This is a genomic window from Candidatus Baltobacteraceae bacterium (assembly GCA_036488875.1).
GTDB lineage: Bacteria > Vulcanimicrobiota > Vulcanimicrobiia > Vulcanimicrobiales > Vulcanimicrobiaceae > JAFAHZ01.
Window position 1 is genome coordinate 269,520 of the sequence record DASXGW010000008.1, and the last position, 21,628, is coordinate 291,147.

The 21,628-nt window shown below is 64.2% G+C and carries 12 protein-coding genes; 8 read left to right on the forward strand and 4 right to left on the reverse strand.

Translation table 11 applies throughout. From position 1 onward, the window contains the following. Positions 1–7 precede the first annotated feature (7 nt). Positions 8–706 (reverse strand): CPBP family intramembrane glutamic endopeptidase, encoded by a 699-nt coding sequence (locus tag VGG89_11475; GenBank protein ID HEY1977162.1) that lies wholly within the window; start codon positions 704–706, stop codon positions 8–10. A gap of 76 nt (positions 707–782) precedes the next feature. Here VGG89_11475 and VGG89_11480 point away from each other — a divergent pair, with 76 nt between their 5' ends. From VGG89_11480 to VGG89_11505, 6 genes are all read left to right on the forward strand, one after another. Continuing rightward, complete coding sequence (locus tag VGG89_11480) at positions 783–1,751, forward strand: asparaginase (GenBank protein ID HEY1977163.1); 969 nt, start codon at positions 783–785, stop codon at positions 1,749–1,751. Next, entirely contained in the window at positions 1,748–4,336 is a 2,589-nt protein-coding gene (locus VGG89_11485) for an ABC transporter substrate-binding protein (GenBank protein ID HEY1977164.1), read from the forward strand. Before VGG89_11480 ends, VGG89_11485 begins: the two co-directional genes overlap by 4 nt. After that, positions 4,333–7,014, forward strand: a complete 2,682-nt coding sequence (locus VGG89_11490) for an AAA family ATPase (protein HEY1977165.1) — start codon at positions 4,333–4,335, stop codon at positions 7,012–7,014. The genes VGG89_11485 and VGG89_11490 overlap by 4 nt, the downstream gene beginning before the upstream one ends. Positions 7,015–7,085: 71 nt before the next feature. Further along, positions 7,086–10,844: a TonB-dependent receptor gene (locus tag VGG89_11495; protein HEY1977166.1), complete on the forward strand. Its 3,759-nt coding sequence runs from the start codon at positions 7,086–7,088 to the stop codon at positions 10,842–10,844. A 48-nt stretch (positions 10,845–10,892) separates the two neighbouring features. After that, a complete protein-coding gene (locus tag VGG89_11500) occupies positions 10,893–11,972 on the forward strand; it encodes a hypothetical protein (protein HEY1977167.1) in 1,080 nt (359 codons plus the stop codon). Further along, positions 11,972–13,654, forward strand: coding sequence for a beta-propeller fold lactonase family protein (locus tag VGG89_11505; protein ID HEY1977168.1), 1,683 nt, complete (start codon positions 11,972–11,974; stop codon positions 13,652–13,654). The genes VGG89_11500 and VGG89_11505 overlap by 1 nt, the downstream gene beginning before the upstream one ends. Here VGG89_11505 and VGG89_11510 read toward each other — a convergent pair. Further along, positions 13,644–15,050 carry a hypothetical protein gene (locus tag VGG89_11510; protein HEY1977169.1) on the reverse strand — a complete coding sequence of 469 codons (1,407 nt, stop codon included), beginning with the start codon at positions 15,048–15,050 and terminating at the stop codon, positions 13,644–13,646. The two genes, VGG89_11505 and VGG89_11510, sit on opposite strands and share 11 nt — an antisense overlap. Positions 15,051–15,085: 35 nt before the next feature. Here VGG89_11510 and VGG89_11515 point away from each other — a divergent pair, with 35 nt between their 5' ends. Together VGG89_11515 and VGG89_11520 are read left to right on the forward strand one after the other, a co-directional pair. Beyond that, the gene (locus VGG89_11515) at positions 15,086–15,475 is read left to right on the forward strand and encodes a VOC family protein (protein ID HEY1977170.1); all 390 of its coding nucleotides are present in this window, start codon (positions 15,086–15,088) and stop codon (positions 15,473–15,475) included. A gap of 26 nt (positions 15,476–15,501) precedes the next feature. Beyond that, positions 15,502–18,969, forward strand: coding sequence for an AAA family ATPase (locus tag VGG89_11520; GenBank protein HEY1977171.1), 3,468 nt, complete (start codon positions 15,502–15,504; stop codon positions 18,967–18,969). Here the strand turns inward: VGG89_11520 and VGG89_11525 are convergent. After that, positions 18,926–20,056: a hypothetical protein gene (locus VGG89_11525; protein HEY1977172.1), complete on the reverse strand. Its 1,131-nt coding sequence runs from the start codon at positions 20,054–20,056 to the stop codon at positions 18,926–18,928. The genes VGG89_11520 and VGG89_11525 overlap by 44 nt on opposite strands. Positions 20,057–20,077: 21 nt before the next feature. Beyond that, the gene (locus VGG89_11530; protein HEY1977173.1) at positions 20,078–21,616 is read right to left on the reverse strand and encodes a glycosyltransferase family 39 protein; all 1,539 of its coding nucleotides are present in this window, start codon (positions 21,614–21,616) and stop codon (positions 20,078–20,080) included. Positions 21,617–21,628 lie beyond the last annotated feature (12 nt).

Here is a 21,628-nt window from a genome sequence, read left to right on the forward strand (position 1 = left end):
TTCGCGCTTACGGTCTGGGGGTACGTAGCACTTTGTAGCCGACGGATCCGCCTTGTACGTCGATGAGTGCGTGTAGAATCATTGGCCACACCAGCGAGCCGGTACCGATATAAATGGCACCGAGAACGAGTCCAACGATCGCCGTCTTGATCACGCCTTTCCATCCTTGATACGCGTGGCCTAAACCGAAGACGATCGCGCTGACGATGGCCGCGCCCGCAAGCGTCAGCCAATGCGACGTCATGGCGAAGAAGTAACCGCGATAGAGGAGCTCTTCGCAGATACCGGCCGTGATCGAGACCGCGAGGAACAGACGGTATTCGATTGGTGTCCGCGGCAGCACGACGGCCGTGCGCCCGAACGAATCGCGAACGCGCTCGAGCTTCTCCGGCGTCATCTGCTGCAATAGGCGCCGCTGTGCGACGGCGTACGCGAGCGCGAGCACGCAGAGCGCGACGCCGGCCCACGACCGCGCGTCGCCGGGGATCGTCAGGCCGAGCGCGGTGGCGGGACGCTCCATGCGCACCCAGATGAGTCCCATCGCGAAGCTGATGAGCCACCACGAGAGCATCGTGCGCGCGTAAGCGAGCGTGCGGGCGGGCATCGCGCCCGCCGCGATCCGCCGGCCGGCATAGTACGAGTAAGCGGGGGCGACGATCGCGATCGCGACGAGGAGGATCGCGTCGGCGCGGGTTACGGGAAACATCGAGCGTCTCTTGCCCCCACTATTACGGAAATCCGCCATAGGAGCGGGGCGCGTCCCAAGCTACGATTATGGCCGGATGCAGCTCCTCGAAGGGGAACCATACGTCGCGGTTATCCGCGGCGGTGTGGTCGAGTCGGTTCACAACGTCGCCGGATATGCCGTCGACGCGCGTGGCATGCCCATCTTTTCGTTCGGCGCGGTCGACGTGCCGATCTACCTGCGCTCGGCGGCAAAGCCGTTCATCGCCGCGGCGGCCGTCGCCGCCGGCGTCGTCGAACGCTTTGGCCTGGAGGCGCGCGAGATCGCCGTCATGGCGGCATCGCACTCGGCCGAGTCGTTTCATCTGGAGACCGTGCGCTCCATCCTACGAAAAATCGGCTTGGACGAAAGCGCGCTGCGTTGCGGTCCGGAGCCGCCTTTCATCGAGTCGATCACGAACAACTGCTCGGGCAAGCACGCGGGCATCCTGGCGCTGTGCATCGCCGTCGGGGCCGATCCCGCGACCTATCTCGATCCCTCCAACCCCGCGCAGCAGCGCATCCTCTCGTTTTGCGCGCGCGCGTCGGACGAAAAGCTCGAAACTTTGACGATCGCGGTCGACGGCTGCGGCATCCCGGTGTACGCGACGACCTTGCAAAAGGCGGCGCTGTCGTACCGGCGCCTGGCCACGCTCGACGATCTCGATCCGAGCGACGCGCGGGCGCTGCGCATCGTGCGCGACGCGATGATCCTCAATCCGGAATACATGTCGGGAACCGGCGAGTTCGACGCGGCGATGATTCGCGCGTATGAGGGGTCGCTGGTCTGTAAGGGCGGTGCCGAGGGCATCTTCGCCGGGGCCCTGATCGACGAACGCATCGGCTTCGTGATCAAGGTCATCGACGGCAACGAGCGGGCTCGGCCGCCGGCCGCGTGCGAAGCCCTTCGCCTGGCCGGACTGATGACGGAAACGCAGCTCCAGCGCGTGCGGACCTTCGCGCGTCCCGTCGTCAAGAACAAGAGCGGAAGGGTCGTGGGGGAGATACGGGCGATTCTCGATCGATGATGCGCCGACTCGTCTTGGCGATGGTCGCGGCGGCTCTCCTCGCCGCTTGCGGGCGCCACGCCCCCGCTCCCGGCACCCTGGCGATCGCGCAGCAGTGGGAGCCGCGGTCGCTCAACCCCGCGCTGGAAAACGGGACGTCGTCGACGCAATGGTCGATGCTGGTCTTCTCGTATCTCGTCAAATACGACGATAGCGGGAACCTCATCCCCGACATCGTGACCGAAGTGCCGACCTTGCAAAACGGCGGCATTAGTGCCGACGGCAAGACGATTACGTATCACATTCGCAAAGGCATCCGCTTCGCCGACGGCACGCCGTTGACGGCGGCCGACGCCGCGTGGTCGATCATGGCGATCAATAATCCAAAGAACAACGTGCAAACGCGCTTCGCGTACGATCAAGTGATTTCTGCCGACGCGCCCAATCCCACCACGCTGGTTCTCCATCTCAAGAAGACGTTTCCGCCGCTGATCGTTACGGTGGGCGCGCCGCAGGGATTCCCGATCCTCCCTAAGCACGAACTCGCATCGCTGCCCGACATCAACTCGGCGCCGTTCAATCGTGCACCGTTCGGATCGGGCCCGTACATGGTTACTAACTGGGCTCCGGGCGATCGCGTCGAGCTCAAGGCCAATCCGTACTACTGGCAAGGTAAGCCGGGCATCTCGCACATTACCATTCGATTCATCGCCAACGCGCAGACGGCACTCAACATGCTGCGCACGCACGAAGTCGACGGTTACTTCGACTCACAGGATTACGGTATCTATCCGATCCTGCAGAGCATTCCCGGATACGTCGTTACGAGCACGCCGCAAAATGCGGTCGGTGCGATCATTTTCAACACGCAGGATCCGGTTACGAAAGATCCGCGCGTTCGTCACGCGTTAGCCGAAGCGATCGACATTCGGAGCACCGTTTCGAAAGCCTATTTAAAGACCCTCGACAGCCGGCACGCGGGCGCGGGACTCTTCTTGTGGGCGTTCGACCCGAGCGCATACCCGGACGTTCCCTACGATCCGGCCGATGCACGAAAACTGTTCGACGCGGCCGGTTGGCACGTGGGTGCCGACGGCATCCGTCAGAAGAACGGCGTTCCGCTGCACGTGCTGCTCATTTTGCAAGCCGAGACGCCGGCCGACGGCGTCGCAGCGAACGACATCGCGCAGTACGAGCGCGCCGTCGGTGTGGGCGTGACGCTCAAGCAGTATCAAGTGACGCAGTTCGTCGCGCCGCCCGACCAAGGCGGCCCGGTCTACGGCGGCAAGTTCCAAATGGCGCTCTACTCGTTCGAAAACGGCGACGATCCCGACACGACCGACCAGTTTGCGTGCGCCAACGTTCCGCCCAACGGCTACAATAAGTCGCGCGTCTGCGATCCGCGTATCGACGCGCTGCTGCACCAAGGGCTGTCAACCTACGATCCGGCGGCGCGCAAGGCTACCTACGTGCAGCTGCAAAAGCTGCTCTACGACGAGTTGCCCATCGCGCTCATCTACCGCCGCACGCAAGTCAACGCATTCTCCGACGACATCGTGAATCAAACGACGTCGCCCGCGGCGGGCGCGTGGTGGGACGTCGCGCATTGGACGTTCTGCCAGCCGCGCGTCTATCCGCCGGTGGGCAGCTATAAACGCACGCCGACGCCGTTGCGGGGTCCCGGGTTGATTCTCGAGGGCGGCGGCACCGACATCGACGCGGAGTGGCATTGGGCGCACGCGACGATTTCGGGCGGATCCAAGGCGCGCTTCGGCAACGTGGTCGTGCTGCGCGCCGACGGCACCGACGACTACGATCCGTACATCTTGCCGCTGGGGCCGTTCCAGTCGGTGCGAACCATCATCATTCCGCACTGCCTGTCGCGCGAACAAGTCGACGCGTTGGCGCCGTACGTCGACGGTGCCGACGTGCTGTTCTTCTCGGGCGGCGATCAAGCGAACTACGCACCGTGGAAAGGCAGCAAGCTGATCGACGCGGTGCGCAACGTGTGGAAGCGCGGCGGCGTTGAGGGAGGCACGAGCGCAGGCTTGGCGATTCAAGGTGCGGTCGGATACGATTCCGTCGCCGCCGACCGGCTGCATCCCAACGACGACGGGTTCGAGGTGCGCACGCCCGACGCGCTGCGCAATCCGTTCGAGCCCGAGATCAGCTTTACGAGCGACCTGCTCGTGTGGCCGCCGCTGCGCAACGTGATTACCGACACGCACTTCGCGCGGCGCGATCGTTTCGGGCGCTTGGTCACGTTCCTGGCGCGCATCGAACACGACCGCCGGTTGCCGACCGGCACGTTCTACGGATTGGCCGTCGACGAGCGCAGCGTGCTGCTCACCGATCGCAACGGCATCGCGACCTTGGCCGAATATCCCGGCAGCGGTTATGCCACGCGCGGAGCGTACCTGATCCATCTCGTCAACGTGCAGCAGCTGACCCCCGGCAAGCCGCTGAAGGCGACCGTCGAGGTGCTCCATCTCGACCATCCGGGCGCAAAACTCGACCTGAAGACCAAGGCAGGAGACGGCCCGATCTACCGCGTGACCGTGGACGGCAGCAAAACCTCACCTTATAGCCGAAACCCGTTCGAGTGATCTCTCCCGCTGCTTTCTCCGACGCATTCGTCGGGCGGCAAGAAGAACTGGAGCTGCTCGCCGACGCGTTTCGCAGCGCGTGCGACGGACGATCGCGCTTCGTGCGAATCGAAGGCGAAGCGGGCATCGGCAAATCGCGCCTCGTGCGCGAATTCTCCGGGCGGCTCGGCGATTCGGCAGTCATTGCGGCCGGCGGCTGCGTCGAACAGATTCGCCGGCCGTATCTGCCCATCGAACAAGTGCTCGAGCGGCTCGGGCGCCGTCCCCGTCTTCCGGCGCCGTACGACGGACGCACGCACGCCGAAGAGCGCGCGGCGTACTTTCAAGGCGTCGCCGAAGCGCTCGAGCGCGAATCCGCGCGCAAACCGCTGGCGATCGTGATCGAAGACGTGCAATGGGCCGACGACGCGACGATCGATCTGCTGCGCTACCTCACCACCGCGATCGAAGAAGCGCGCGTGCTAGTGATTATTACGGTGCGCACGGCGACGATGCTGTCCAATCCGGCACTCGCAGCGCTGCGCTTGAGCCTGCTGCGCGTGCGCGGTCCCTCGATCGTGCTGCGCGGACTGCGCCGGTTCGACATCCGCAACCTCATCGGCAACGTCGTGCGCGATCACGAAACCGAGATTCCGCTGCAAACGATTGCCAAGATCGAGTCGCTCTGCGACGGAAATCCGTTGTTTGCCGAAGAGTTGACGCGCATCGCGATCGATTCGGGCGAGATCGTGCTGGGCACGTCGTCGCCGCTCTCGGCGCACGCAATGCTCAGCGAACGTCTCGCGACCTTTTCCGAAGACGAGCGCAGCGTGCTGGTTCGCGCGGCGATCGTCGGCCAGCACTTCGACTCGGGCTTCGTGGCCGAGATCGCCGGCACGACCACCGACCGCGTGCTCGCGACCATGCAGCGCGCGCTCGATCACGAGCTGGTCATCACCGACCGCGTGCATCCGCACCGGTTTGCGTTTCGCCATTCGCTGATCCGGCAGGTATTGGCCGACCGGCTCGTGCTGGGATTGGCGGCCCCGCTGCACTTGCGCATCGCGCGCGGCATCGAAAACGGACAGCACGCGTCGAAGCGTGCAGCCGAGTTGGCGTTTCACTATTCGGAGGCGCGCGTCGCCGATAAAGCGCGCTATTATAACGAGCTCGCGGCGCAGGCGGCGTGGGACGTCTACGCCTACCGCGACGCGATTCACTTTTATAGCGCGGCGCTGCAGTGGGACTATCCGCCGGGGCTCGCGCGCGCCGCGATTTACGAACGGCTCGGCACGCTGCTCTATATCGAAGGCGTCGGCGAAGAACCCGCGCGCTGGTTCGAGCGCGCGCGCGCCGAGTACGAGCAAATCGAAGACGAGATCGGCTACTGCCAAGCACTGTTGATGATCGCCGATCAGCGCTGGGTCGACGCGCGCACGTCGGAAGGCGCGCAAGCCGCGTCCGAAGCGGCGGTGCGTCTCGAGCGTTTGGGTGAGACGCGTCCGTGGCTCTCCGCAACGCTGTCGGTGGCGCGCTACGCGGTGACGCTCGGCGATCCGCAGCGCGCGGCGGCCCTCCTCGACGACATCGGCCGCCGGCACGCGCATTTCGACGCGCCGCTCAACGTCGCGTTTTACGAAGTGCGCGCCGAGACGCGCGCGGCGTTGGGTCAAGCGGCCGGTGCGCTCGCCGACGGCGCGCACGCGGTGCGGCTCGCGCGCGAAACCGGTTCGAGCGAGCTGGTCGCGCAGGTCGAAAATAACGTCGCGCTCGTCGCGGCCGATTTGGGCGAGCTCGACCTCGCGGGCGAGCACCATCGAAGCGCGCTGGCCGAAGCGCACCGCACCGGATTGCTCTGGCGCGTGGCGTATTGCGCGCTCAACTACGCGCAGACGCTGGCGTGGAGCGGCGAGTTAACGCGCGCGCGTGCGATGGTACTGGAAGCGCTCGATTGCGGCGTTACGACGGCGACGTTCAAAACGAAAGCCGCGGCGGTGGGCGTTCCGATCGCGCTCGCGCTCAACGATCGCGCGCTGTTGCTCGCGTGTGCGGACGACCGGGCGCTCGAGTACGCGCGTCAGTCGGGTGAGATTCAGCGCGTCGCCGCCGGCGGCGCCGCATTTGCCGAACTGCTTCGCGCGCAAGGTGATGCCGCGCGGGCGCGCACGACGCTCAGCGAAACCGTCGCATCGGTCGAGACGAGCCATCGCGCTTGGAATCTGTGGTCCTACGTCGCGTTATGCGGGCGTCCGGCCGACCTGGAACGAGCGCGGGACGTCTTGGCCCGGTCGACGGGCAGGCCGCGGATGATGCGCGCGCACCGGCTCCTGCTCGCCGGGCACTACGCGGCTGCCGAACGCGTCTTTGCGCGGCTGGGATTCCGCTGGCACGCTGCGTTGAGCGCCGAGCTGGCCGGCGATCGCGAACGCGCCCGGCAGTCCTACGAAGCTATGGGCGCCGTGCGTGACGCAGCCCGCCTGGCCGAACCGCACGTTGACGGCAAGCCCGGCAGCGGCCTGACGGCGCGCCAAACGCAGATTGCCGAACTCGTGGCACAGGGCGAGATCAATCGCACGATCGCGGCCCGCCTCCATATCAGCGAGCACACCGTCGAGCACCATTTGACCGGAATTTTCGCACGGCTGGGCGTCAAATCGCGCGCGCAGCTGATCGCGCGCTGGATCGGCTCGCGCTCATAGCGGAAATCCCCGATATCCCGAACGCGAATCGCCTTTATAATGGAAGAGGCTGCGAAGGAGTTGGAGGGAGCATGAACGTTTCGCTTATTCACCGCACCGCGGGCGCTTTTCTGGCGCTGGCGCTCGTGCTTTCACCCGTCTCGAGCGTCGTTGCCGGGACCACCGGATCGATCACCGGTACGGTCGTGGATGCGACGGCTCACGCGCCGATCGCTGGAGCGGCCGTCACGGTCGTCAGCCCGTCGCAGATCGCAACCGTCACTACCGACGCGTCCGGGCGGTTCACGTTCATCTCCCTCGCTCCGGACACGTACACGGTCTCCGCGCGTAAGGCCGGCTATGACGAACAGTCCGTGGCCGGCATCTCGGTGTTCGCCGATCAGAGCCAATCGGTCCCCGTCGCGCTTCAAAAGAGTCTCAAGCAGATCGCGCACGTTACCTCGCGCTCCTCGCTCAGCCCGGTTCGTCCCGGCACCGGAACCGACGTCTACTCGGTGAATCCGGCAGTCGCGACCGCCTCCGCCACGCTGGGCGGCGGCGGCGGAATGAACACCGCCTATTCGGCCATCGCGGCGATGCCCGGCGCGTACGTGCCGCCCAACCAGGTCGGCGTCAATCAGACCGTCTATATTCGCGGCGGTTACTACGATCAAATCGGATTTGAGTACGACGGCGTTCCGGTTAACCGGTCGTTCGATAACTATCCCAGCAGTGGTTTGACGACGCTGGGCCAACAAGAGCTGCAGATTTATACCGGCGGCGGCGAGGCCGACGCCAACGCCACCGGCCTGGGCGGCTTCATCAACCAGGTTATTAAGACGGGCACGTTTCCGGGTTACGCGGTCGGCGGCTTGGCCATGGGGACGCCCACGTTCTATCACGACGCACGCGTTGAAGTCGGCGGTGCGACGCCCGACCGGCTCTTCTCGTACTACGTGGGCGTGAGCGGGACGAATCAGGCGTTCCGTTACTTCGACCAATACAACGGCGCCAGTCTGAGCGATACGGTTCCCTACGGAACGTATCCGTCGGACGAGACGACCAATCTGGCGTTCTTCCCCGCGGTGTATCCCACGTGCAACGCCAACACGACCTACACGAACCCGGCGGCAAACGGTGCTCACGCGTTCCTTTATAAGGATCCCGGTTGTTTCGGCTATTTCCCCGCAAACTACGGACAGCCGTCCGACGTCGATGACCGGCAGGTCGTCGCCAACATGCACTTCGGCGTACCGCACAAGAACGACAGCGGCCGCGACGACATCCAGTTGCTGTACATGTCGTCGGCGACGTTCACGCAGTACTACTCCAGCGTCAACGACGCGGGCCCGCTGGGCTTGGGCATCGTCAATAGCGGCACTCTCAACTATCACGACTTCTACGCGGGCCTTACCAATCAGTGGGGTGATTTCTACACCTTCCCCGGCGGAACGAAGTGGCTTGCACCGGCCTCGACGCCGCCGATCGCGTATCTGTACCCCGGCTCGCCGACCGGCCGCTGCGCCAATGTCGTTGGCGTTCCCGGCGCCTGTCCGGAAGATGCGCGGGGCAATCAGGAAACCGTACAGATTCCCAATGATTATCGCGACGGACGCTGGGACACGGCAGGCATCGTCAAGCTGCAGTATCAGAAAAACATGGGCTCCAACGCCTACCTGCGTCTATTCGGCTACACCTTTTATTCCAACACCAACCGCGCGACCGCCAACGGCTGGGGCAACGCGTACGCGTTCGGCGTAACCAACTATCAGTACGAAGTCGACTCGCACACGCGCGGACTCGAGTTGCAGTTTGCGGATCAAATCTCGAGCTCCAACTTGGTGAGCGGCATGCTGTCGTACTTGGACTCCGGTACGCTGCGGTATTACAGTCACCAGTACGACAACACCGGTTCGGCACAGGTCAGTAACTTCACCGACGGCAACATCTGTTACAGCACGAAGGACACGAAGCACTATCCGATCGGCCATCCCGCGCCGTGCAACAAGGCCATATCGCAGGGATTCTTCAGTGCGCCCTACGGCTACAACGTCGATACCCAGGATCCGTGCGCGGCCGGGGAAGTCCCGGCGAACTCGCCGGCGTGCCGCAACGGCGCCGCGATGAATCTCACGTACCTCGGCAACAACGCCGACTACAACTCGGTTATGCCGAAGGTCAGCAGCGGTTCGATACAGGACCAATGGCGCCCGACGGATCGCTGGAATCTCAACGCGGCGCTCCGCTACGAAAACGATACCTTCGATTTGGCAAACACGGATAACCCCGGCACGAACTTCTGGTTCAATGCGGCGCAGCGCGAGTTCTGCGTCAATCCGGTCACCCGGCAGCCGATCTTCGTTCCGCAGCCGCCGCAGTACATCTACTACTATCAGCCGCTCGTGACGTTCCACTGCCCGATCGATCGTTCCACCGGAACTGCGATTCAAACGGTGCATCCCAACGGTACCGACGGCATTCTGCTGACGAACAACTATCCGTCGCAGTACAGCCAGACGTATTTCCTGCCGCGCCTCTCGCTGACGTACGCGGCCAGCCCCGATACCGTGTTCCGCGCTTCGGCCGGACGTTACGCGCAAGCGCCGCAAAACTACGAGATTCAGTATGCGACCGCACAGCCGAATCTCGCGTCGACCTTGCTCGGGTTCATTCCCTTCGGGTTCAACTCGCCGCTGCATCCGTCGCAAGCGCAGTTCTCAAATAACTACGACGTTTCGTGGGAGCAGCATTTGCGGGGAACGGACATCGCGTTCAAGGTAACGCCGTATTTCCGCTGGGGAACCAATCAGCTCTATGAATCGGTCGATCTCCCGAGCCTCGGCGTCTCGCCGTCGTTCAACGCAGGAACGCTTCGCGTGGACGGTGTGGAGTTCGAACTCACCAAGGGCGATTTCGACAAGAACGGCTTGTCGGGTATTTTCTCGTACACGTACACGAACTCGTCCGAGAAGTGGGGAGACTATCCCAACAGCACCATCGGTCCGGTCGATCAGTACATTCAAGATATCCAAGAGTTCAACGCCCTGACCAAGAAGGGCGGCGGCGCACCCTGCTACACGCCGGATCGTACCGGAACGGCGGCACCCGGCTGTCCGTCAACGTCGATTCGCAATCCGTACTATGCGATGGCGCCGCAGCCGCTGCTCGACCCGCACGCGTGGTATACCACGGGACTGGATTACCCGTACCTATCGCCCAACACGTTCTCGCTCGTCTTGAACTATCGTCATGGAAAGTTCGCGTTCACTCCGGCGATGTCGCTGCAAGAGGGAACGACCTACGGAAATCCGTCCGACGTCCAGGGCATGGATCCGCGTTCCTGTTACTCCAACCAGCGCACCTCCGGCGTTCCCTCGAGCACGCCGCTCAATGCCGATTACACGTCGTGCAGCCACGCGCTCACGAGTGACGGAACCACGCCCGGCAAGCTGTACATCCCCAATCCGCAGACCGGCACGTTCGACCAGTTCGGTCAGTTCCAGCAGCCTTGGCAGTTCAATCTCGGCGCGCAGTTGTCGTATGACGTATCGCCGCGCATTACCACGAAGTTCATCGTCACGAACATCCTCAACACGTGCTTCGGCGGCTCGAGTACGCCATGGACGAAAGCCTATCCGCCGGGCGGCTTCACGTGCGCCTATACGTACAACAAGTTCTACAACAACGGGAACAACTTCAACGAGGGAACCTCAGCGTACGATCTCAGGGCGAACGGCGTCGCGGAGAATCCATACTTTGCGAACTCGTTCGTACCGTCGTACGGCGATCCGTTCTCAGGGAACTATCCGCTCGCACTGAACATGTACTTCTCGGTGAACGTCAAGCTCTAATCTTCGGGTCCTGGGAACCGGCGGCGCTGCGCAGAACGTTTCTAACGTATGCGTAGCGCCGTCGCGCTTGCTTTGTTTGCCGTTCTCGCCGGATGTTCTTCCGCCGGCGATCGTAGTTCTTTTGGGCCATACGCGGCCTCGCCGCGTTTGCGGTCGGTTTCGGCTAGTCCAGCGCCGTATCTGTACGTCGCGAGTCCGGCATCGTCGCCGTACCCCTCGGGGTCCGTCGAAGAATATCCACTCGGCAGTGCGGTCCCCATCCGTACGATCGTTGCAGGCATCGACTCGCCCAGTGGTCTCGCGCTCGATCGCGCGAGTAATCTTTACGTCGCCAACTACGCCGCCAATACGGTAACGGTGTACGCGCCCGGCGCGACGAAGCCGTCGCGCACGATCGAAAAGGGAATCGATCGTCCGACGGCCCTTGCCTTCAGCCATGCCGGAAATCTGTTCGTGTTGAACGAGCCCAGCATAAGCGGCGACGCGCCCGGCTCCGTAGTCGTTTTTTCGCCCACTGGAATTAACCCGCTGCACACGATCACGCAAGGCATCAACGAACCGCACGCTCTGGCGTTCGACTCGGCGGACCGGCTATACGTTGCAAATCTCTTTTATGGGCGCCTCTCGTCGGCCAATGGCGGCATCTCCGTGTATTCGCAAGGAGGCGTCGCACCGATCCGCAGCATTACCGACGGCATCAGGGTTCCGACGCACATCGCTTTCAACTCGCGCGGACACCTTTACGTGAGCAATTATGGAACCTCATACGAAGTAAACTATCCCTATAACAGGGGAGACGTCGCGATCTATGGAGCGGGGACGTCGAAACGCAAGCATACGATCAGGACCGGCGTGCAGAATCCGAGCACGCTGGCCATCGACTCTCAAGACGTGCTCTATGTCACGTGCAACTATAACTGCACGAACGGCGGAATCGTCGAGTACGAGCCCGGAGGGAAGACACCCGTCCGGACGCTCTCAGCGTACGCGTCGACGCTGCTGATCGACGCCGGCGACAATCTTTATGCCGGTAACTATAACAGCGTGAGCGTATTCGCACCCGCCGCTACCAGCCCGACCTATACGATCGATCGCGGCGCCAACGCTCTAGCGTTCGGAAATCTGTAATGCGCCGAACGCTCGCCGTGGTGCTTCTGGCCGGATGCACGGGCAACCCGGGCCCGCATGGCTTCGTCCCAAGCTCATGGCAAGACGCGGGCGCGCGGCCGGTCGCTACGGCGGCGAGCGCAGAGATTACGTTTCGAATCGACGTTCCGCCGGCCTCAGGCAGCAAGAGATCAAAATTCATTTCGCCGTCGAGCAGATCTGCGGCAATTGCGTTATATTCGCCTTCGGGCGCGAAGCGCGCTTCGGCGTACACCAATCTCACCGCTGGGATCAACCAACGAACGCTCCGGGTGCCGGTTGGTCCGTACCGCGCCTCGATCAATCTGTTCGACGGCCCGTTGGGAGCCCAAGGCGTTCCCAGCGGTCACAAGCTCTCCACGAACGACAATTTGCCGGTCTACGTGCCGTCGTACGATGTCACAATTTTCCTTGGGATCTATCTCAACGGCATTCCCAAAGGTGTGCGTGTCTCCGCGCCAATGGCAGGCGATCAAAAATCGGGATTCAGTCTCAATCCATGCCAACGGTTCCCACAGATTTTCACGCTTACTGCGCTCGACGCCGCTGGAAACGTCATCATCGGCCCCGGAGCACCAACGTCAACGCTCCAATCGACTGCCGGACTTCTCGTCTCGCCCGCCGGTCTGACCGAGCCCAACGAGTTTATCGTTGATGCCGATCCAAACGCGCCTGCCGGACCGGCAACGCTCACGGCTGCGATGAAACAGAATGGCTCTGCGGGGAACCATGCCAGCACCGCCACGTTTAGCGTGTCGAGCGCGCCCGTTAGTCCCGACGGCTGTCTCTTGGTTGGAAACGACCAGATACTTGGCAACTTAAGAAACGTGGAGATCTATCCACCGGGGGCCGTCGATCCTGTCGGCACGATGACCGACGGCATCGAAGAGCCATATGCGTTTGCATTCGACGGAGCCAAGAATCTCTACGTCGCCAATAACGATGGAAGTGGCGTGACGGAGTATGCGCAAAACGCCGCTACGCCAATGCGCACCTTGCCGAGTAACGAGCCATTCGCCGTCGCGGTGGACTCGTCGGGGAACGCCTACACCGCCGACTTCGGCGCGAATACGGTTTCGGTATTTCCGCCGGGCACTTCAACGCCGTCCTATCAGATCGGCGTGGTGCAGCCCGCCGCACTGGCGTTTGACGGCTCCGGGAACCTGTACGTCGGCAGTCGGACTGGGCCCATTTCGGCAAGCGGTACGGTATCGGTGTACGCGCCGGGCGCTAAGACGTCGTCGAGAACCCTGAGCGTAGGCAATGACGTGGCCGCACTGGTGTTCGACCACGCGGGTAACTTGTACGTACTAGATTACGGCTCCAATTCGATCGTGGTATTCGCGCCAGGTGCCTCTTCGCCGAGCCACGCGATCGCTACGGGAATTAACGAGCCGCGGGCACTTGCCGTCGACAGCTCCAACAACCTGTACGTGGCCAATTATCGGAATTCGAACGTTACCGTCTATGCGCCCGGGCAAAGCACACCGTCCAGAAGGCTGTCGACCGGTATAAACACGTGGGCGGTAACGGTGGACTCGAGCGACCGGCTTTATGTCGGAACGACGAAGCGCGTATTGGTGTACGCTGCGGGTTCCAGCACGCCGAGCCTTGTCATTAGGAACGGTATCGCCGGCGCGATAACGCTAGCCGTTACGCCGTAACGGTATCTCGCTTCGGGTGCCGCATTAGCCATGCGAGGCCCAATACCGTGCCGAGGCCCAGCCACGTTGGAATCTTGATCGCAAGCCACGGCGCGACCGGTGCGCTCGTACCGGCGACGATGATCTGCCACACCGTGACGGCGAGTCCGTCCGGCGGATAGTGCAACGGTCCGAGACCGGAGTGGAACGATCCCGGAATCGGGTCGAACGCGTACAGCGTTAGCGCGACCGCCGTCACGATGACGGCCGCGGACAACAACGGAACGTGCAGCCGCCATAAGATCACGGCGCAAACAAAGATCGAGAGCAAGAACAGATGGTGGAACTGCCACGCGCCCAGCCACGGCACCGCCAAGAGACAGAGCGCCGCGCCGGCGATCGTTCGTGCGCGGCCGCGCGCCTCCGTCGCGAGCACGAGCGCCGCCGGAAGCGCAAAGCCGATATCCACCATGTGCATGTAGGAGCCGCCGAAAACCACCGCAGCGGCCGGCGTGAATACAATCATCTCCGGCCGGTTCAACGTCTTGGAGAGCTTGTAACCGACGCCGATGGCTGCGACCGCGAGCGCTGCGTACATGAGGTTTCCGGCAAGGATTGCGGGCTGCGGCGGCGTTCCAAAAAGCGTTAAGACGTACGTGAGGCTATATTGATACGGAAAGTGCGTCTCGGCGACGGCTTGAGCCGGTAGTACGCGAGTAGCGTATTCGAGGATTTGCGCAATAGGCACCATCGCAGCAACGCCGGCAAGCACGGCGGCGCCGGCTAACAATGCAATGCGAGCGCGCAGGCCGCCGAAAAGAAAAACGGCAGCACAGATCGGCAGGGTGATGTGCGGTTCCATCAGGCCGGCGGCCGCAAAAATTCCGGCGGCCACGGAATGCTTCTTGCTCAGGGCCCAGCCGCAGAGCACGACGGCCAGAAGCGTGAAGGCGACGACGTTTGCAGCGTAGAGGAGCAAGTACCCGACGCAGAGCAGCAGTGCCGCGAAAACGAGCGTTACGTCGATGCCGAGCGATGCCAGGAAAACGACGCAAGCCAAGGTTGCGCCGGCGACGAGCACTGCAAAGACCGTACGGGCGGCGTCGAACTGCATGCGGCCGAGCACTGCGAGCAGCGGAAATGAATACGGCGGAATAACCCACGGCAGAACGCGCGCGGGGTCGGAGTGAAAGTCGGTTCCTCCCACCTGCTGTTGGCAGTGGTGAAGCGGTTCGTAGCGGAACGGGTCGTTGCCGCCGGCCACGACGCGACCGCCGCAGTAGGTCACCGGAAAGTCGTACATGTGCCGCCAGGGGAGAGCCACGCCGGATCGAACCGCGTCCCACGCTACCAAGGCTCCAAAAAACACGAAGAGCGTCGCGGCGGCGACCGAAAAGCGTCTCTGCCGGGTAGACATCAACGCAGCCCCTTCGTTTCGAGAAAGATCAAGACATGCCGCGCTTTCTGCACACGTCGATCTTCGTCAACGACATGAACGAGTCGATCGACTTTTATACGAACAAGCTCGGGCTCAAGCTGCTCGACGGACCGTTTCACTATCCCGGCAACGCCGACATGGCGTTCGTCGGAAGCGATTGGAGCGCGTACGTCGAGCTCGTGTACGATCTCGAAGAACATCCGCCGTACAACCTCGGCAACCGCTACGAGCACCTCGCGGTCGAGAGCGACGGCGACCTGCGCGAGTTCGTCGACCGCCTGAAGGCGGCGGGCGTGAAGATTCTTCAAGACGTCAAGAAGTCGCCGGGCGGGACCCGAGCGATCGCCTTCGTCGAAGATCCCAACGGTATCCCCGTCGAGCTGCTCGAGCCAAGGCTCCGGTAACCAGGCTCGCCGAATGAATCGGGTCCGTGGACGGACTCGTTCTTAAGATTCTCGGGGAGCCGGCGCTCGCGTTCGACGGTAAGCCGCTACGACTGCCGCCGGCGCGCTGCATTTCACTGCTCGCATTACTGGCCGTGCGCCGCGAGCCGCTTACGCGCGCGTCGCTGGCCGCGCAGATCTCGCCCGACGATCTCGACGTGGACGCGCGCGCCAACCTGCGGCGCCGGCTGCATCTGCTGCTGCAATCGCTTCCCGCATGCGACGCGACGCCCTGGATCGAGGCGACGAGCACGCACCTGGTGTGGAACCCGGCAGCACCCGCGTGGATCGACTCGCGCACGTTCGAGGATACCGTTGCCGATCCGCAGCGCCGGGCCGAGGGCATCGAGCTGTACCGCGGCGATCTGCTTTCCGGCTCGTTCGACGAGTGTCTGCTCGCCGATCGCGAACGCTTGCGCGGGCTCTACGTCGACGCGTGCTTCGCCGAAGCGCTCGCGCTGCGGCGCGATTCGCGGCCGCGCGACGCCGTCGGTTACGCCGACCGTATTCTGGCCATCGACGAGTGGCGTGAAGACGCGCTGCGTCTGGCGATGACCCTGCGTTACGAGTGCGGCGACCGCTCGTCGTCGCTGTCGCAGTTCGAACGTTTCGCCAAGCGGCTCCAGGCCGAAATGGGCGTCGCGCCGATGCCGGAGACGCTCGCGCTGCGCGACGCGATCTTGGGCAACGCGGCCGTGTCGACGGCGTTCGACGAGCGCCCCAGCGACGAGGCACCGGCGCGTCCCATCGGCGGCATGCCCTTCGTGGGACGGGATGAAGAACTCGCGACGCTCGACGCAGCGTGGCGTCACGCGGCTCGCGGCCGCGGTACGCTGCTGTTCGTCAGCGGCGACGCGGGCATTGGGAAATCGCGCTTGACCGGGGAGTTCGCGGCCGGCATTGCCGCACAGCGCGGCCGCGCGCTCTTCGGCGAAACGTCGAATCCGCAAGCGTATCCGTACGAACCGATCGTCGACGCGCTGCGGCGCGGATTACCGCTCATCGCGGAGTCGTCGATCGAGCCGCTGTGGCTGGGCGTGCTGGCGGAGATTCTCCCCGAGCTGCGCGGAGCGTTTTCCGATCTGCCGGTTCCCGAACCGCTCGACACCGAAAAGGCGCGCGCGCGTCTGTTCGAAGCGATGGCGCGCACGATCGAGCGTTTGGCGAAAGCGCGTCCGTTAGTCTTGGTGCTCGAGGACGTGCATTGGGCCGATCCGGCAACCCTCGACGCGCTCGAACTGCTCACGCGGCGCTTGTATTCGGCACCGATACTCGTCGTCGCCATCTTCCGCAGCACCGAAGTGACGCCGGGACATCCGCTCACCCTGCTGCGGCGCCGCCTGCAAGCGCAGCGTTGCGCCACCACGCTCGAGCTGCACGCACTGCAGCCTGCCGATGTGGCGCATCTGCTCGAAAAGGCGGCGCGCGTCGACGAGGCGCACGCGCTTTCCGCGTCGATCTACGCGCGCAGCGAAGGCAACCCGCTGTTCGTCGGAATGCTCCTGCGCAACTATCTCGAGCACGGAACGCTGGCCGGCGCCGATGCGCCCGGAAGCCTCACCGACGCGATCCTCGCGCGGGCCGGCACGCTCGACGCACCCAGCCGCATGCTGGTGGAAACCGCGTCGGTCGCGGGGCGCACGTTCGGCACCGATCTGCTCGCCGCGGTTTTGGGCTGGCGCGAGGGCGAAGTGCTCGACGCGCTCGGGGTTCTGCTCGACCGCGGTTTGGTTCGCACGTCGGAGAGCTCGGGCTTTACGTTCGCGTTCACACACGCGCTCATCGAAAATGCGATTTACGATACGATATCGCCCGCGGAACGCACCCTGCGCCATCGCCGCGTCGCGGCCGTGCTTGATCAGATGCACGGCGAAGGCGCGCAAGCACTGGGATCGATCGCGCGTCACTGGGAGCTTGGCGGCGAACGCGAGCGCGCCGGCCGGTCGTACCTGCTCGCCGCGCGGGCCGCGGCATCCGTCTACGCGATCGACGAGACGATCGCGCTCGCGCGGGCAGCGCTCCAGACGCCGCTGGACGACGCGCAGCGGTTCGAAGCGCTGCACCTGATCGTTTCCACCGAGGCGCGCCGCGTCGAGACGCAGCGCTGGAAAGCCGATCTCGACGAGCTCGTTGCGGTCGCCGCGGTGCTCGACGACGAACGCCGCTTCCTCGCGGCCGAAGCCTACACGCAGTATCACTCCAACGTCGGCGATCGCACCGCCCAACGCGCGTCGATCGACGGAATGCTTGCGGCAGCCGAAGGTCTTCACACGCATCGGCGCGCCGCGGCGCTCTATCAGCAGGGTGCGCTCGAATTCCAAGAGGGCCGGCTGGCCGAATCGCTCGCGGTGCTCGAATCGGCGCTCTCGATGCTCGGCGAAAGTGACGACGCCATCGAAGCGCGCTGCCGGTTTACCATGGTGCAAGCGCTGTTTCGTTTGGGCCGTTTCGCCGAGGCCGAGGGCCACGTCGACACGCTGCGGTCGCTGTGGCTGAAAAACCGCCTGCCGCAGCTGCGCTTTTACTACCTGCACGCGGAGCAGCAAGTCGCGAGCGAACTCATCGATGCGATTCGGTTGAAGCAAGTCGGCAACGATATGCTGGAGCTTTCTCTGGAAATGGGCGACATGTACGGTGAGGTGCACGCCCGTTACGCGTTGGGCATCGGCGCTCTGCGTCTGGGCAGCCTGCGCGAAGTGCGCGAACACTTCGGACGCGGCAGCGAGCTGTGCGATCGACTCGGATCGGCACCGATGCGGTCGAGTTTCGAAAACTCGCTGGCGATCTGCGAAATGTACGCCGGCTTGATTCCCGAAGCTCTCGCGCGCTTCGACGCCGTCTTTCCGGCCTTGCGCGACGCAAACGCGTATCTCGCGATGTGGGTCACGCAGCACGCGCGAGCGGAGGCGTACGGCTGGCTGGGCGACGCGCCCCGCGCGCTCGAATACGGCCGCGAAGCGTTACAGATCGCCGAAAAGAGCAATGCGCGGCATCATAAAACCGCCTCGCTGCTGGCCATCGGCGCCGCGACGTGCGTAGCCGGCGATGCGGACGGCGGGCTCGCACTGATGGACCAAGCGGTCGCGATGCGCCGCGAAATCGCGACGCCGCTGCGTTTGGTCGAAGCGCTAGGGTTATATCTCGACGCACTGCTCGACGCCGGAGAGAACCAACGCGCGCTCACGATTGCAAACGAGCTGGCGCCGCTCTACGAAGCGTACGTCGAAACGGCGTGGCGTCCGGCGTTTCTGTTGTCGTCGATCGCGCGCGCAAAAGCGGCGGCGGGAGACGAAGCCGGTGCGGCGGGCTATTTCGAGCGCGCGCGCGCGCAGCTCGAAGCCGACATCGTGCGCTTCGACGACGAAGCGACAGCCGTCGCGTACCGCGCGCTGCCGTACCATCGCGCCCTGCTCACCGATAGAGAAACGGATCCGCGGGCGGCCGAACCGGCGTAATCCGATCGTCGGAAAGTGCGAAACCCTGCGGCGTTGCGACGATGACGCCGTCGGCGCGCGCCCACGTTCCCGGCGGTAAACTCGTCGGCCGTGCGAGACGCACGACCACCGGTGCCGCATCCGCGCGGCAGCACACGATCGCGTAACGCACGAGCGCCGCGGCGCGACGGTCGCGCGCGAGCTCTCCGGTAAACGACAGATGCTCGCCGGGAAAGACCTCGGCGAGCGTCGTCTCGGTCGCGCGATACACGGGCGGCGGAGTTGCCACGAGCGCGCCGAGCACGACGGCCGCCGGGGCGGCGTACCACCGTCGCGCGGGTTCGCTCCGGCGTGCGAACGCCAGTACGGCGGCAGCGGCGGCGCAAGCCGCCACGACCGGCGCGAACGACGGCCGAATCAACTGCGCTCCATGGCGGTACGCGACCAGTCCCGCACCAATCGCCAAGATCGCGTACGCAAACGCGTCACCTTTGTCGTGCACGGGCGCCCAATCGCGGCGAAGCGCGTGCAGATCGACGATGCCGGCGACGCAGAGAAACGCTGCCGCCGCCGCGCCGGCGTGTGCGCGCAGCGCCGATGCGACGGCGATAGAACCGATCGCGCACGGCGACGCGACGAAACCCATCGCGGCACCCGTCGCGATTTGCAGCGCGACGTTCGCGTGCGCGAGATCGAGACGGCCGGCGATCTGCCCGCCGATTGCCGCGGCGACGGCAAACGGCACGAGGCGCTCGAGCTCGTTGATGAGGTCGCTCGGGTGCATGCAGCACGTAGTCGCGGGAACCCGGCGTACGCGGTCGACGATCGTCGCCGCCGCGACGCGTGCGAGCGCAACAAGCGGTCCGAAGGCCAGCCACGCGAGCGCGGCTGCCGGAAGCGATCGGGCCGACGGTCCGGCAACGCATCCGCACCCGGCATACGCGACGAACGCATTCCTTCGCCCCACGACGCGTTCGGCGAGAACGCCGGCCAGCACGAAGGGCAGCGCTTCCACGACGATGGCTGCCGCCGAAACGAGCGTCAGCCGGGCTTCGCTAGGCCAAACTGCCGCCGCGAGAATCGCCGCGAACAGGAACGGACGCCGCACGCATCTCTATCACGACCGATTTTAGTCTCGCCTAGGACAGAGAACGGTAACGGCGATGGTTTCATATCCGGAAAACACTCGATGCTCGCGAACGCACGAAGTCGTCAGCGCCGCGACGAGGTCGAGGGAACGCGGATAATCGTTGGCGTTCCAGGTATTCGGATGCGGGTCGTAACCGATCACGACGGTTCTCCCGCGGGCCGCGCTGCGAATGCGGGCCGCCGTCGATGCAATGAATCCGGGCGAGTCCCATTGGTCGCTATAGAGCGTGAAAAACGACGGATCTTCCCATTGCGGTACCCCTCGGATCTCGACTCGAGGGTCTTGGCGGAAGTAATACGCGATGCCCGACGCGACGTAATCGGGAATCGCAACGAACAGCACCGGTCCCGGCACGTCGTTCTGCACGAAGCGCGCCAGACTGCGCGCTCCCGAAAGCGGCGCGCGATCCTGCGCGTACGTTTGCGGCGCGCGAGCGATACAGAGAGCGAAAAAGGCGGCGGCGAACGCGCCGCACGCGGCGCGCGCGACCAGCGTGAGCCGGTCGCTCGGCCGAACGATCCAGCGCAAGAACCGCTCGCCGGCGATCGCGCAGAACGTCCAGAGAGCCGGCGCGTACGCGGTCACGTGCCGCGTCCCGGGAACCGCGAGCATGACGTCACCGGCGATTCCGGCCGCGACGACGATCAGACAGACGGCCGCATACCGGTCGATCGGGTCGAAACCGCGCCGCCAAGCCGCAAAAAGCCATGCCGCGATCGCAACCTGGAGAATGACGAACTGCTCGACGGCATACGGTCCGAAAATGCGAAGGTCGAAGAGTTGACGGAAGAGCGTCACTTCGATGCCCGTCGAGCGTAAGTCGAGCGAGTTGTGCCACGTGACGCGACCGTGTTCGAACAGCACGCCGGGAACGGCGAGCAGCAGCGCGAACGCGGTTGCAGCAAACGGCAGCGCAAACCGATTGCGCCGGGCGAGCAAACCGGCGGCACAGATCGCGGCGAGCGCGGCGGTGACCATCAGCCCTGCGTAATGCGTGTATTCGAGCGCGACGCACGCCAAAGCGAAACCGGCAGCCCACCACGGGCGGCCGCGCGGTGCGCTGCGAAGCGCGTGCACGAAACACAAGAGCGTCAAGCTTGCAAGCAGCAACGTTAGTCCGTACGCCCGAGCTTCGAGCGCGGCTTGCATCGTTAGCGGAGCAAACGCCACGATCGTCGCGGCGACCAGCGCCGCGACGCGCATCTCCAAAGCCATGCAAACCGCATACAGCACCACGATCGTCGCAACGATACACGCCAGCGACGGCAAGCGCAGCCACAGCTCCGAGGCGCCTGCGACGTTCGTCCAAGCGTGCAGGAAGAGAAAGTAGAGCGGCGGCGTCATCTCGGAGCGGGAAATGGCGTGCAGGACGCTGCCGAACGTCGGCCCCGAAACGTCGGCGTACGTGAGTCCTTCGTCGCGCCAGAGTCCTCTTGACAACAGCGGAACTCGCAGCGCCACGGAAGCGCATGCGAGGATTGCTACGTAGACGTAGTCCAATCGCCGGTTGCCCGTCACGGGAACCGTATT

Coding starts and splice junctions, on each gene's coding strand:
- VGG89_11500 (HEY1977167.1), top strand. CDS start 10,893: ATGCGTAGCGCCGTCGCGCTTGCTTTGTTTGCCGTTCTCGCCGGATGT.
- VGG89_11475 (HEY1977162.1), bottom strand. CDS start 706: ATGTTTCCCGTAACCCGCGCCGACGCGATCCTCCTCGTCGCGATCGCG.
- VGG89_11495 (HEY1977166.1), top strand. CDS start 7,086: ATGAACGTTTCGCTTATTCACCGCACCGCGGGCGCTTTTCTGGCGCTG.
- VGG89_11480 (HEY1977163.1), top strand. CDS start 783: ATGCAGCTCCTCGAAGGGGAACCATACGTCGCGGTTATCCGCGGCGGT.
- VGG89_11515 (HEY1977170.1), top strand. CDS start 15,086: ATGCCGCGCTTTCTGCACACGTCGATCTTCGTCAACGACATGAACGAG.
- VGG89_11505 (HEY1977168.1), top strand. CDS start 11,972: ATGCGCCGAACGCTCGCCGTGGTGCTTCTGGCCGGATGCACGGGCAAC.
- VGG89_11510 (HEY1977169.1), bottom strand. CDS start 15,050: ATGTCTACCCGGCAGAGACGCTTTTCGGTCGCCGCCGCGACGCTCTTC.
- VGG89_11485 (HEY1977164.1), top strand. CDS start 1,748: ATGATGCGCCGACTCGTCTTGGCGATGGTCGCGGCGGCTCTCCTCGCC.